Below are 12,535 nucleotides of genomic sequence, written 5' to 3'. Positions count from 1 at the left end.
GGTGCCTTTCGGGGTATGGGGATGCGGGTCAGTTCAATCGGCGCTGCGGCTGGTCGCCGTACCAGTCGACGTGGTCGGCCGCGGTCCGCACGACGATTGTCTTGATCCAGGAGAAGTCATCGAAAGACTCTGTGCCGGCGTCTTTTCCAGACCCCGACTCTTTGATGCCGCCCCACGGGAGGGAAGGTTCGAGCCGGTGGTGATCGTTGACCCACACCATGCCCGCCTCGATGCGCGCCGCGACGCGGTGAGCACGGCTCACATCGGTGGTCCACACGCCGGCGCCCAGCCCGTACGGGTTGTCGTTGGCCATCCGCACGGCATCGTGCTCGTCGTCGAAGGGGATCACCACGGCCACCGGTCCGAAGATCTCTTCGCGAGCGACCGTCATCTCCATGGTGGCGTCCGACAGCACGGTGGGTGAGAGGAAGAAGCCCTTGTCGAACGGGTCCGGCAGCGCCGGTGCCTGTCCACCGGCGGTCAAGGTCGCGCCGTCGTCCAGACCGGTCTGGATCAGCGCGACGACCTTGTCACGCTGGCGGGCACTGATGAGCGGACCCATCTGCGTGCTCGGCAGCCCCGGATCGCCGAGCCGAATCGCCTGCGCACGCGCGGTGAGCGCCGCGACGAATTCGTCGTAGATGCCGCGCTGCACCAGGAATCGCGATCCGGCGACACAGGATTGACCGGCGGCGACGAAGGCGGCGAACGCCGCACCCTCGGCCGCGACGCTGGGGTCGACATCGTCGAAGAGCAGCACCGGTGTCTTACCGCCGAGTTCGGCGGTGATCCGCGCAAATCGGGACGCGGTCGCGATGGCAGCGGATCGGCCCGCTTCGGTGCCGCCGGTGAGGGTGATCTTGGCGACGTCGGGGTGGTTGGTGAGCCGTCGCCCCGCCTCCCGTGCACCGGTCACGACGTTGACCACACCCTCGGGCAGTCCGGCACGGGTGAGGATGTCGGCAAGTGCGAGGGTGGTCAGTGGGGTCAGTTCGGACGGCTTCACCACCACGGTGTTTCCGTTGGCGAGGGCGGCGGACAGGCTGCGCGCCAGGATGAGCATGGGGTGGTTGAACGGGGTGATGATGCCGCATACGCCGAGCGGCAGCCTCTGCTGATAGGTCAGGTACGGGCCGTCGCCGGGCAGTACGGCCTGGCGTTGGGCGGCCAGAAGACCGGCGTTGTAGCGGAACCATTCCGGAACACGGGACAGCTGGGCACGGGTCTCGGTGATCGGCCGCCCGTTGTTACGTGCCTCGAGGGTGTAGAGCTGCTCACTGGAGTCCTCGATGGCATCGGCGATGCGCAGCAGGAGTTTGGCGCGCTCACTGCGCACCATGTTCGGCCACGGTCCGTCCTCGAACGCCGCCCGCGCTGTCGCGACCGCGGCATCGACGTCGATCTCGCCCTGTTCAGGGATCGTGGTGAGCACTTCGCCGGTGGCCGGGTTGAGAATGTCGCGGAACTGACCGGGCAGCGATGCCGGGGGCGCGGTGGCCGGTGAGACTTGGGTCATGGATATGAGTGTCGTCACATCGGCATTCGCCTTCAATGTCTGAACAGACATACTTGATTGTCTTTTATGTATCCACAGACATACATCTATGCGAGACACTGTTCAGGTGACGGTATCGACGGGCCACGAGCGGCCGGGCGCGGAACTCGTGACGTGGCTGGCCGCCTTGCGCACCCTCAGCGCGCGGGCCGGTGCCGAGACCGACCTGCCCGAGGTGCTCTGCCTGGTCGCGGATACGGCCAGGACGCTGCTGGGCTTCGACTTCTGCGGCGTGCTCGTCCCCGATGCGGCCCGGGAGCGACTGGAGGTACAGGGCTGGAGCGGACTGTCCGAGGAGTACGTCCGACGGGTCAATTCCGACCGACCCATCCGGCTGAACAGCGGCTCACCGTCGACTCGGGCCTTCCACACGGGTGAGCCCGTGGCCATCCGTGATGTGCGGATCGAACCCGAATTCGCGCTCTGGGCCGGCGTGGCACAGGACCAGGGCTACCGGGCCATCGTCGCCGTACCCCTGATCGCCGGCACCGAGGTACTCGGGACGCTCAACGGCTACTACGCCTCGGTACACACCTTCACCCGCTACGAGATCGAACGGTTGATCCTGCTCGCCAACCATGCGGCCATCGCGTTGACCTCGGCACGCCGACTCGACGAGCTACGCGCCTTGACGGGCTCACTGCGCGAACAACGCGACGCTCTCGCGCGTTCGGAACAGATCCACGAGCGGCTGCTGGCGGTCACCTTGCGCTCCGGCGGCATCGGAGGCATCGCCGACGCCCTCAGCGACCTGATCGGCCGGCCCGTGCTCATCGATGACGCCCGCCAGGGCGAGATCGCCCGCTCCTCCGATGGCGTCGACTATCCCACCGCCGCCGTACGTTCCGCGATGTCCGACGGCGAGCCCACCGCGTCCACGGCCACTGTCGCCGAGGCCGTCGACGGTGCGGGTGTTCCCACCGGTTGGCTCGTCGCAAGCGTGCGACTCGGCAGCGAGGTGGCGGCGCGGATCTGGTTTCCCGGAACCCTGGATTCGCTTGACCCCCTGCAGATTCGCGCGGTGGAGCACGCGTCCATCGTGATCTCGGTGGAATTGTTGCGCGTGCAGACAGCAGCGGAAGTGGAGCACCGGGTGCGCGGGGAGTTGCTGACCGATGTGCTGACCGGCAGCGGGCAACTGACACCGCAGTTGGTGGAGCGCGCCCAGCGCCTGGGTCACGACCTCACCGTGGCACATATCGCGATCGTCGCCACCCTCACCGGCTCCGGCGAAGTGGCCACCCGACAGGCGTGGCAGCGTGCGCTGTCGGCGGTCACCGAAGTGGCATCGGGTTATCAGCCGCGTCCACTGGTCGCCATGCACGGTGGAGTGCTGGTCGCGCTGTGGCCCGACGCCACCGGTACCGACGTGCCGCCAGGCGTCATGGTCCACCGAGCGATGGCCCGGGCGGCGCCGGATGTCACCGCGACCATCGCCGTCTCGCCCGCCCAGGCGACCGAATACGGTGACGCGTATCGAATCGCCAAAGGCGCCTTGGAGATCGCCGTTCGGGCCGGCCGCACCGATTCCGTCGTCGGCCTGGAGGATCTCGGTGTCGTCGGATTGCTTCTCCAACTTGATGATCCGGCCAAGCTCTTGGCCTACGCCACCCGGACGCTGGGCCCGTTGCTCGAATACGATGCCGCCCACCGCACCGATCTGGTCTCGACGCTGCACACCCACTTCGTGTGTAAGCAGGACCGCAACGTGACCGCCCAGAGACTCATGATCCACCCGAACACCGTGGCGCAGCGATTGCGGCGCATCGAGCGGTTGTGCGGCGTCGACCTCGGCGATCCGGCCGCCACCGTTCAGTTCTCCTCGGCCCTCATGGTGCTCGACGTCGCCGCGCCTCGATGAGCCGGCGGGTGTTCAGGCCAGCGCGACACCCAACTCCTGGGCGAACACCTTGATCATGTGCTGCACGGCGATCTCGTTGCGTCCGATGATCATGTGGTCGTGCTGGCCGTGCCGAACGCCCTCGCCGCACTGCGGCAACATCGCGAAATCCTCGTCGCGCACCGCGGCGTGCACGCCCTCGTAGACGGTGTCGTAGAGAGCGCGCATATCGTCATCGATCGCCGGGATGCGGCCCATCCAGCTGTGCCGGACCGTACACCGCGTCGGCTCACCCTCGGGCAGCATGTCGATGATCTCCACCCCGACCGGACTGTTGGCCAGGATGAGGTTGGGATACACCCAGTAGATGACCCCCATGTTGGCCGACGGCTCCAGCGCAGCCACCGAATCCTCCGCGAGGTTCTTGATCCAGGTGAACGGGAAGCCGATCCGATGGTGCTTGCCGAACTCGTCGTAGATGGCCGTGTTCGGCAGGGTGTTCTGCCCGATCAGGCTCTCGCCGTGCACGAACGGGAAATGGTAGCCCTCGGCAAACGCCTCCAACGCGCCTTTCCACGACACCTCCGAGGAGAACTCCCGATCGGTGTGGTAGCCATAGCTCTCGTAATTCCATTGCGCCAGTTCAGGTCCCAACGGACCCAGGTGAGCGTCGAGATCGATGGCGGCATCCGCGGTGAGGACCGCCCAGATGAACCCGTACCGTTCCTGCGAGGGGAGTTCGACCAGTCCGTAGTCGGCGTTGTCCATGGTGTCGAACCCGGATTTGCCCGGCACCATGAACAGTTCGCCGGTGTTGCGGTAGGTCCAGGCGTGGTAGGGGCACACGAAACGCGACGCGTTACCCGAACCGCAGGCCGGCATCGCCCCCCGGTGCCGGCAGTAGTTCAGGAAGACATGGGCGAGACCGCTCCGGTCCCGCGTCACCAGCAGCGAGTCGCCAAGCACGGAGCGGACCACGAAGTCGTTGTTCTTCGGGAGCTGGGCCGACGGAACGATCGCCAGCGGCACCCGGCGCAGGATCTGCGACTCCTCGATCTCGGTGATCTTGGGATCGCGGTAGTAGTGCAGCGGCACCTTGAGCACGGCATCGGCCATATCGGTCGTGCCGTCGAGTGCGTGCTGCAGGGCACGCCGGGTCAGGGATTCGTCGGCGCTGCTCGCCGGGCTGAGAACCATAATCTGACCATACATTCATGACTAACTGTACTGTCAAGCTTTGGGCCGGATCCGTGCGACGATCGTCGGATGCGCAGGCACGGCTGGTCCGGTGACATCCCGGTCGACGACGACGAGGCGGTACGCCGCATCATCGAGACGTCGCGCAGCGCCATCGACGCCCGCGGCACCGTGAGCGTGTCGGAGGTGGCCCAAACCCTCGGCGTCACCCGCCAGACGATCTACCGGTACTTCCCCACCCACGAGACGCTGTTGGCCGCGACCGCGGTGTCATCGGTGGCCGGATTTCTCGATCGCCTTGCCGCCCAACTGGGTTCGATCGACGATCCGACCGAGGCCGTCGTCGAAGGGATCGCGTACACCATCGAGCAGTTGCCGCACGACCGCTACCTCGGCCTGGTGCTCCAGCCCGGAAAGGCCAGCGCCTTCACCGCGGGCGTGACGTCCGATATCGCCATCGGTTTCGGACGCTCGATCCTGCAGCGCTTCGGGGTGGATTGGGCGGCAGCCGGCTTCGCCGATGGCGGACTCGACGAGCTGGTCGAGTTCATGCTGCGCATCCTGCAGTCGTTCATCGTCGATCCGGGGCGGCCGGCCCGGCAGGGCCACGCCTTACGTGCATTCCTCAACGACTGGATCGCTCCGGCGGTCGCGGCGCACGCCGGTGTACCGATACCGCATAGTCACCGCCGGTGAACTCCGCACGATCCCAGGTCGACCACCTCGCCATCGGTTCCAGACCGGCGGCCGTGGCGAACCTGTCGTAGTCGGCCAGCGACAACCTGTGCGGGCGTAGCGAGAACCCGGACACGAGCAGTCCACCCGGCGCCAGGTGCCCGGCCAGTCCGGCCACCACCTGCGCCTCGGTGCCCGGTTCCAGGAAGATCATCACGTTTCCCGCCGCGACGATGAGGTCGAACTCTCCGGCCACCCCTGCCTCCGGGGCGGACAGATCAGCCAGGACCCATTCCAGGTGCGGGGCCTTGGCGCGAGCCGTGTCCAGCATCGCCGGGTCGGCATCGACGCCCACGACCGAGAACCCCCGCTCAGCCAACTCGATGGCCACCCGTCCGGTACCGCAACCGGCATCCAGGACTCGGGTGCCACCGTGCTCGCGCAGCACGGATTCGGCCAGGTCGGCCTCCCCGTGGACGCTCTGCCCGCTGGCCGACAGTGTGCGCCAGCGGGCGTCGTAGTCGTCACCCCTCGGCGCGTCCGCGTTCTGCCATCGGGTACCCATGGCAGAAGAAACTACCCGCCGGCCTTCTCGGACTCATACTTGCGCGTCATATGCGTGATGGCGTCGATCTGGGTCTGCGCCAAACCCTCCCGAACCTGACCCGCCCGCGCCGCGGCGTTCAGTGTCGGCTGGGCCTGTCCCTGGAAGTGCGGCATGACCTCCTCGGCGAACAGTTCCGCCGATCGCCTCGTCGCTGCCGGATTCGCCCAGTCGGCGGCCATCTGCAACATCGACCCGAATCCGCCGGACTGATCCCACAGTCGCTGCACCTGGGCGCGGGCCCGCTCCGGGGTGCCGATCACGCCGGCACCCAGATCGTTGATGGTGTCGATCATCTCGTCGATCTTGTCCCCGGGCATGGTCATCTGTGGGAAGGCCGCGACCTTCTGGAAATAGTTAAACCACGATTGGATCCCGTACCGGACGTCGGCGCGGGCCTGCGCGTCGGTCTCGGCGACGTGGAAGGGCCCGACCAGCGTCCAGTTGCCGCGGTCCACGGTGGTCCCGAAGGCAGCGGCGCGTTCCTCGGCGACGTTCCAATGGTGCGCCAGCGCGTCGAACCCCGCCTCGGTGAGCGTGGCCCCGATCGAGAGCAACCCGATCCCGTGTTTGCCGGCCAGCCGGGCACCGGTCGGCGACGCGACCGCTGCCACCGACAGCGGTATCCCGCCGTCGGCGTAGGGCGCCAATTGCAGCTGTGCGTCGAAGAATTCGTGGGTCGGCGTCTTGGCGGTCACAGTTTCCCCGGCCAGTAGCCGCACCATGATGTCGAGGTTGGACTCGAGCAGTTCCCGGGTGTCGGTCGGGGTCAGGCCGATCATCGCCGAGTCCGTCGGCAGCGAACCGGGCCCCACACCACCGATGATGCGACCGTGGGTGAGGTGGTCGAGCAACATCAACCGGTCGGCCGCCCACAGAGGATTGTGATACGACAGCGAGATCACGCCGGTACCGAACCGGATACGCTTGGCGCGCTGGGCGGCGGCGGCGATGAAAACCTCTGGAGAACTGATGATCTCGCTGCCGGCCGAATGATGCTCACCGATCCACACCTCGTCATAGCCCAGCGCGTCGAGGTGCTCGATGAGTTCGAGGTCGCGCTGCAGCGCGAGCGTCGGGTTGATCCCGGCTCGGTGGAACGGGGCGATGAAATAGCCGAAGCGCAAGCGGGTCATACGATCTCCTGGGTGTCGGGGGTGAGCAGGATCTTGCAGTGTTCGTCGGGTAGCGACAGGGCACCGAACGCCTCCGCCGCCGCCGACAGGGGCAGGGTCGCGGTGATCATCGCCGCCACATTCACCGTGCCGTCGGCGATCCACCGCAGCGCCATCTCGAATTCCTCCGGCCGGTAGGCGAAGACGAAGCGCAGTGCGAGTTCTTTGGTCGTGCCGATTGCGGGGACGATGGTGTCGGGCTGGGTGCACACCCCGACCACCACGATCCTGCTATGGGGCAGAGCGGATTCCATGACCGCTGCCAGAACGCCGGGGCGGCCCACACATTCGAAGATCACCGCGTTGGCGCGGACGGGTCCAGCCATCAGCGGCGAGATCGGCAACGCAGGGCCGGCCAGCTGCGACCACCGGGTGTAGGGGCCGTGCTCGGCAGGATCCACCACGACGTCGGCGCCGATCGTCACCGCCAGCGCGCGCCGGGTCGCCGAGAAGTCGGCAGCCACCACCGGTCCGTGCCCGGCCGCCTTGAGCGCGGCGACGACCGCCAGCCCCACCGGACCACAGCCGAGCACCAGCGCCACGTCACCGGGTTCCATCCCCGCGGCCGCGACGGCGTGGACCCCGACCGCCAACGGTTCGGTCACCGCGGCGTGTGCAGCGGGCACACCTTCCGGCACCGCCAGCAGACGGCTCTCCTGCAACACCATCCGCTCCGCAAGCCCTCCGGTCACCGCAGGCGAGAGCCCCAGCAGCTGTGGGCCGCCGGCGGTGTCGAGGAACGGCACCGAGGTGACGAGCGTTCCTGGCGGCAGGATCCGCGAGGTGGCCGGACCGTAGTCGAGGATCTCCGCGACGAACTCGTGGCCCAGCACCATCGGTGGCACCAGATCCGGGGCGGCCGCTTGCGACTCGACCAGGTGGATATCGGAACCGCAGATCCCGCACGCCCGCGGCGCGACCAGCACCTGACCGGGTTCCGCGACCGGATCCTCGACGTTTTCGACCGCCACCGCACCTCGCCGGGCCATCACCGCTCGCATACGTCGAATCTAACCAGCCGGCAGCGCCGGACCCAGTGCACGAAAGAGGACATTCCGCGACCGACGCGCCTGCTTTACTGATGGCGTGACCGGTGCCGCCGGGCTCGGCGCCCGGGACTACGAACGCGTCTTCGCCGTGCTGGAGGCCTGCGAAGACGCCGCCGATCTCGGTCAATTCCGCCATGCTGTGGTCGACGCCGTGCAACACGCCTTCGGTGTCCAAGGCGTCACCTTCTTCACCGGTGACAGCGTGGCCGACGCGTTCCGTGACGCTGCGCCCGCGACCACCGGCGATCCCAGCGGAGAGATTCTCGACGACTATCTGCGGTCCTGGAACACCTCGGACGTGTTCGCCACCCCGGCCGCCCTGCAACGACTGCAGGACACCGGAGGGGTCTGTCTGGACGAGCTGCCGCCACCACCGGAGGCCGCCGCCCGCTACGTCGAACAGTTCCTGCACCGGGCCGGTCTGCAGTCCTGCAATGCCTTCACGTTCTCGATGGGCTCGCACCGGCACGGCCTGGTCGGCCTGTTCGACCCGGATCCCGCCGCCGTCTGCGCACGCGATGCGTCGACCATGCGCCTGTTGTGCCGGCAATTACGCGTGGTGTCCCGCGCGCTGCCCGGATTTCAGCCGAATCCCCTTGCCACACTGACCAACCGGCAGCGCGAGGTGGTCGTTCTACTTTCCCGTGGACTGACCAACGCGCGGATCGCCGCGGAACTCGTACTCACCGAGGACACCGTGAAGAAGTATGTGAGCCGCGCCCTCGACAGCACGGGCTGCCGGTCCCGCACCGAACTGGCGTTACTCGCGGCCCACCGTGAGGACCCGCGCGAGACCAGGCACAATCGCAGATGACATGACCGACACGGAGAGCCTGGACGGCACGGCTTCCGCCGCGAGCGACCTCATCGCCGACCGGCGGCGCCACATGGTGCGTCTCGGGCTGTTCGCGGCCGTACTGGGCGGACTGTTCTGCATCATGGTGTTCGGCCGGGTCGTCGACACCGACGAGATCCGCGCCGCCGTCACCGCCACCGGGCCGGCGGCCCCGCTGACCTACATCGTGCTGTCGGCCGGGCTGGGTGCGATCTTCGTCCCGGGCACCATCCTGGCCGCGGGCAGTGGTCTGTTGTTCGGCCCGGTCGTGGGACTCGGTGTGACGCTCGGCGCCACCGTCGGTACCGCGATGATCAGCACGCTGGTCGGACGGCGGGCCGGTCGCGGCAGCGCACGTGCCCTGCTCGGGGCCGAGCGCGCCGACCGGCTCGATCGACAGATCGAACGGCGCGGATTGTGGGCCGTCGTCGGGCAGCGGTTCATCCCCGGCATGTCCGACGCACTGGCCTCCTACGCGTTCGGCGCGTTCGGAGTTCCGTTGTGGCAGATGGCACTCGGCGCGTTCATCGGATCGGTGCCGCGCGCATTCGTCTACACCTCGCTGGGAGCCGCGCTGGGCAACCAGTCGGCCCCGCTGGCCGTCGCTGCCGCGGTGGTGTGGTGTGTCACCGCCATCGTCGGCACCGTCGCCGCGCACCGCGGCTACCGGAAGTGGCGGCGATCTAGACCGTGAAGGCCACGCGGAACGCCGCCAGTGCAGCCGCACTGTCCGCGGAGTTCCACGCCTCCAAACCGACGGTGCCGGTGAAGCCGATCTCGTGTAGCGCCCTGGCGATCGTCGGGTAGTTGATCTCACCGGTGCCCGGCTCGCAGCGGCCGGGCACGTCGGCCACCTGAATCTCGCCGATGGCCGTACCGCAGCGGCGGATCAGTTCGACCAGGTTCCCCTCGCCGATCTGCGCGTGATAGAGGTCCAGCATCATCTTGACGTTCGGATGACCGAGACCCTCGACCAGCGCGAGGGTGTCCTTGGCCCGAGCCAGTGGCACGCCGGGATGGTCGACGAGGGTGTTGAGATTCTCCACGCAGAACGTCATGCCCGCCTGTGCGCCGAGTTCGCCGATACGCTCCAGAGTGCGCAGGGCGGTCAGCCACATCTCTCCGGTGGCACGCTGCCGCGGCCGCGCCGCCTGGCCGTCCACCAGTTCGGCGGTGTGCAGATTCAGCCGTGTCACCCCGAGCGTCTCGGCGGCTTCGATGCTGAGCTCGGCGGTGCGCACCACGTCATCGGCGGTGGCCGGGTCGATGAGGTCACCGTGCAGGTAGCCGGTCATCGAGGTGAAGGTGGCCCCCGTGGCGGCGAGCGCCTCGAGGTCCTTGTCATGCCAGCTCCAGATCTCCACGGCGAACCCGAGCTCGTGGATGCGCTTGACGCGGTCGATGATCGGCAGATCCCGGAAGACCATCTCCGAGCAGACGGCCAGCTGGAAGGTCATCGGTCACCTTTCGATGTACTAGAACGCTCTAGTCGCGACCAGTAAAGCACGAAGCACTAGAACCTTCTAGTCTCACCTCATGCAGCATCGTCCGACACTGGAGGATGTCGCCCGGCACGCGGGCGTCTCCCGGGCCCTGGTGTCCATCGTCATGCGCGATGCGCCCGGCGCCAGCGCCGAGACACGCGCCCGGGTGCGCCGTTGCGCCGACGAGATCGGTTACCGGCCCGATCCGCGGGCGCGACGGTTACGCCAACTGCGCACCAAACTGCTCGGCGTGACATTCGCTGCGGGACAAGAGTTCCACGCCGAACTCGTCGACGGCGTGTACGCCGCGGCAGACGAACTCGGCTACGAGGTGGTGCTCAGTGGCGTCACCCCACACCATGACGAGCGCCGCGCGGTGCGCGCCCTGCTCGACGACCGGTGTGAGGCCCTGGTGCTCCTGGGGCCGAACCTTCCGGCAGCCGAGTTGGTCACCCTGGCGGCCAGTACCCCGGTGGTCGTCCTGGCCCGAAAGGTGCGGGGTGTGGACGCCGTCCGCAGCGATGACACCGCCGGCGCCGCGATGGCCGTTGCCCATCTGCACAGCCTGGGCCACCGCCGTATCGCCTTTCTCGACGGCGGCCGCGCGCCCGGGGCCGCCGAGCGCCGCCGGGGATACACCCAGGCCATGCGGGCAGCCGGCGCGACCGCCGAGATCCACCAGGGTGGGCTCACCGAACGTGAGGGCGCGGCGGCTGCGACCGCCCTACTCAGCTCCGGTACGCCGCTCCCGTCGGCCATCTTCGCCTTCAACGACCGGTGCGCCCTCGGCGTACTCGACGTACTGGTGCGTGCCCGCGTCCCGGTGCCCCAGCAGATATCGGTCATGGGCTTCGACGACAGCCCCCTGGCCGGCCTGGCACATATCGACCTGAGCACCATCAGGCAGGAGACCCCCCAGCTCACCCGCGCGGCGGTGACACGCCTGGTGGGACGCCTGGACAACGACACCGAGGGCGTCGAGCCGGCCGATATCGTCGTACCCCCGACACTGGTGGTGCGAGGGACCACCGCGGTTCCGGCGTGACCCTGGCGAGTCGAACGGGGATGAATCCTCGCCACCGCATCCGTTCTGGTGCGCGGAGGCCGCCGCGGGCTGCGGCCGGAGAGGGACATCATGCGCATCGTCGTCATCGGCGAGGGACTGACCGGGGCACTCGAGGGCGCCGAGGTCGTCGTCGACGTGTCGAACTCACAGACGTTCGAAGATGCCGCGGCGCGCGAGTTCTTCACCAGGTCGGCCACCAACCTGCTGGCCGACGAACCCGGTGATCTGGCAGGTGTACCTCGCCTCACCCCCGTCGAGCAGATGACCCCCGCCGCCGCGGCCCGGGCCCGGTGATCAGCCCTGGGCCGAGATCGCGCCACCCAGCCACCTTTTGATGAAGTGGCGCAACTCTTCTCGTGACCGTCCCGGCGGATTGGGTGCCACGAAGAACGACAGCATGGTGCGCAGGGTGAACTCCACCAGCTCGTGCAGCGCCGCATCGTCGTATCCGTGGCACGCCCAGTCGACGTCGAATCGGTTGATCATCCGCATACCGAAATCCTGGGCCTCATCGGAGGCCATGCTGCTGGGCCGGGCATTCTCATAGGGCTCGGACAACAGGATCGCCAGATGAGGAGTCCGGGCCACCTCCTCGAGGGTGAACATCACCCCTTCGGTCATGGCTTCGGCCGGGTCGGCGATGCCGCTGACCGTGCCGGCCAACCGGTCCAGGAAGCCGTCCACCGAGGCGATGGCCGCGGCGTGCATCAGCGCCTCGGCCGTCGGGAAATACCGGTACACCGTCTGCCGGATGACGCCGAGCGCGGCCGCGACATCGGCGATGCTGATGCCTTTACCGGTCTCGGCGATCAGCTTCACCGCGGCATCGATGATGCGCGCGGTCGCCTCCTCATCGGTGCGCGGCGGTTCGCCACCCCACCCGCGCCTACGCGCCACGGTCACATCCCTCCGCCGACATGGCCGCAGGATAGCGATTTGTGCACGTTCAGCGGCGAAGGGCGCCGGTGGACGTACACAAATCGCCGATTGACGGGGCGTGCCACACAGTGTCAACATACACATGACGACCGATTTGTATGATTACTGCGAGGTGC

At 67.8% G+C, this 12,535-nt stretch carries 13 protein-coding genes; 6 read left to right on the top strand and 7 right to left on the bottom strand.

Annotated features, from left to right (window positions below):
• Positions 1 to 28: 28 nt before the first annotated feature.
• Positions 29 to 1,516, bottom strand: coding sequence for an aldehyde dehydrogenase (locus tag FHU31_RS03800; RefSeq protein WP_167156045.1), 1,488 nt, complete (start codon positions 1,514 to 1,516; stop codon positions 29 to 31).
• 106 nt (positions 1,517 to 1,622) lie between these two features.
• On the opposite strand from FHU31_RS03800, the gene FHU31_RS03795 reads away from it, so the two are divergent.
• Positions 1,623 to 3,416: a helix-turn-helix domain-containing protein gene (locus tag FHU31_RS03795; RefSeq protein ID WP_308206718.1), complete on the top strand. Its 1,794-nt coding sequence runs from the start codon at positions 1,623 to 1,625 to the stop codon at positions 3,414 to 3,416.
• 12 nt (positions 3,417 to 3,428) lie between these two features.
• Here FHU31_RS03795 and FHU31_RS03790 read toward each other — a convergent pair whose 3' ends face one another.
• Complete coding sequence (locus tag FHU31_RS03790) at positions 3,429 to 4,592, bottom strand: aromatic ring-hydroxylating oxygenase subunit alpha (RefSeq protein WP_167156043.1); 1,164 nt, start codon at positions 4,590 to 4,592, stop codon at positions 3,429 to 3,431.
• 69 nt (positions 4,593 to 4,661) lie between these two features.
• Between FHU31_RS03790 and FHU31_RS03785 the strand changes: the two genes are divergently transcribed.
• Positions 4,662 to 5,288, top strand: coding sequence for a TetR/AcrR family transcriptional regulator (locus FHU31_RS03785; RefSeq protein WP_167156041.1), 627 nt, complete (start codon positions 4,662 to 4,664; stop codon positions 5,286 to 5,288).
• Here the strand turns inward: FHU31_RS03785 and FHU31_RS03780 are convergent.
• Genes FHU31_RS03780 through FHU31_RS03770 form a run of 3 tightly spaced genes read right to left on the bottom strand, consistent with a single transcriptional unit; the run spans position 5,218 to position 8,047 of the window.
• Positions 5,218 to 5,832 carry a class I SAM-dependent DNA methyltransferase gene (locus FHU31_RS03780; RefSeq protein WP_167156039.1) on the bottom strand — a complete coding sequence of 205 codons (615 nt, stop codon included), beginning with the start codon at positions 5,830 to 5,832 and terminating at the stop codon, positions 5,218 to 5,220. The two genes, FHU31_RS03785 and FHU31_RS03780, sit on opposite strands and share 71 nt — an antisense overlap.
• Before the next feature lie 11 nt (positions 5,833 to 5,843).
• Positions 5,844 to 7,007 (bottom strand): LLM class flavin-dependent oxidoreductase, encoded by a 1,164-nt coding sequence (locus FHU31_RS03775; RefSeq protein WP_167156037.1) that lies wholly within the window; start codon positions 7,005 to 7,007, stop codon positions 5,844 to 5,846.
• Positions 7,004 to 8,047: a zinc-binding dehydrogenase gene (locus tag FHU31_RS03770; protein ID WP_167156034.1), complete on the bottom strand. Its 1,044-nt coding sequence runs from the start codon at positions 8,045 to 8,047 to the stop codon at positions 7,004 to 7,006. The genes FHU31_RS03775 and FHU31_RS03770 overlap by 4 nt, the downstream gene beginning before the upstream one ends.
• A gap of 85 nt (positions 8,048 to 8,132) precedes the next feature.
• Here FHU31_RS03770 and FHU31_RS31995 point away from each other — a divergent pair, with 85 nt between their 5' ends.
• Positions 8,133 to 8,909, top strand: a complete 777-nt coding sequence (locus FHU31_RS31995) for a response regulator transcription factor (protein WP_167156032.1) — start codon at positions 8,133 to 8,135, stop codon at positions 8,907 to 8,909.
• A 1-nt stretch (position 8,910) separates the two neighbouring features.
• The gene (locus FHU31_RS03760) at positions 8,911 to 9,624 is read left to right on the top strand and encodes a TVP38/TMEM64 family protein (protein WP_167156030.1); all 714 of its coding nucleotides are present in this window, start codon (positions 8,911 to 8,913) and stop codon (positions 9,622 to 9,624) included.
• On the opposite strand, the gene FHU31_RS03755 is transcribed toward FHU31_RS03760, so the two are convergent.
• Complete coding sequence (locus tag FHU31_RS03755) at positions 9,614 to 10,387, bottom strand: TIM barrel protein (RefSeq protein ID WP_167156028.1); 774 nt, start codon at positions 10,385 to 10,387, stop codon at positions 9,614 to 9,616. The genes FHU31_RS03760 and FHU31_RS03755 overlap by 11 nt on opposite strands.
• Positions 10,388 to 10,466: 79 nt before the next feature.
• Between FHU31_RS03755 and FHU31_RS03750 the strand changes: the two genes are divergently transcribed.
• A complete protein-coding gene (locus tag FHU31_RS03750) occupies positions 10,467 to 11,459 on the top strand; it encodes a LacI family DNA-binding transcriptional regulator (protein WP_167156027.1) in 993 nt (330 codons plus the stop codon).
• A gap of 90 nt (positions 11,460 to 11,549) precedes the next feature.
• Positions 11,550 to 11,774, top strand: a complete 225-nt coding sequence (locus FHU31_RS31990; RefSeq protein WP_208410129.1) for a hypothetical protein — start codon at positions 11,550 to 11,552, stop codon at positions 11,772 to 11,774.
• Here FHU31_RS31990 and FHU31_RS03740 read toward each other — a convergent pair whose 3' ends face one another.
• Positions 11,775 to 12,377 (bottom strand): TetR/AcrR family transcriptional regulator, encoded by a 603-nt coding sequence (locus tag FHU31_RS03740; protein WP_167156025.1) that lies wholly within the window; start codon positions 12,375 to 12,377, stop codon positions 11,775 to 11,777.
• Between the last annotated feature and the right edge of the window lie 158 nt (positions 12,378 to 12,535).

The organism is Mycolicibacterium fluoranthenivorans, from assembly GCF_011758805.1.
GTDB lineage: Bacteria > Actinomycetota > Actinomycetes > Mycobacteriales > Mycobacteriaceae > Mycobacterium > Mycobacterium fluoranthenivorans.
Note: the sequence above shows the minus strand (reverse complement) of the source record. Positions and strands in the feature narration are given on the sequence as shown.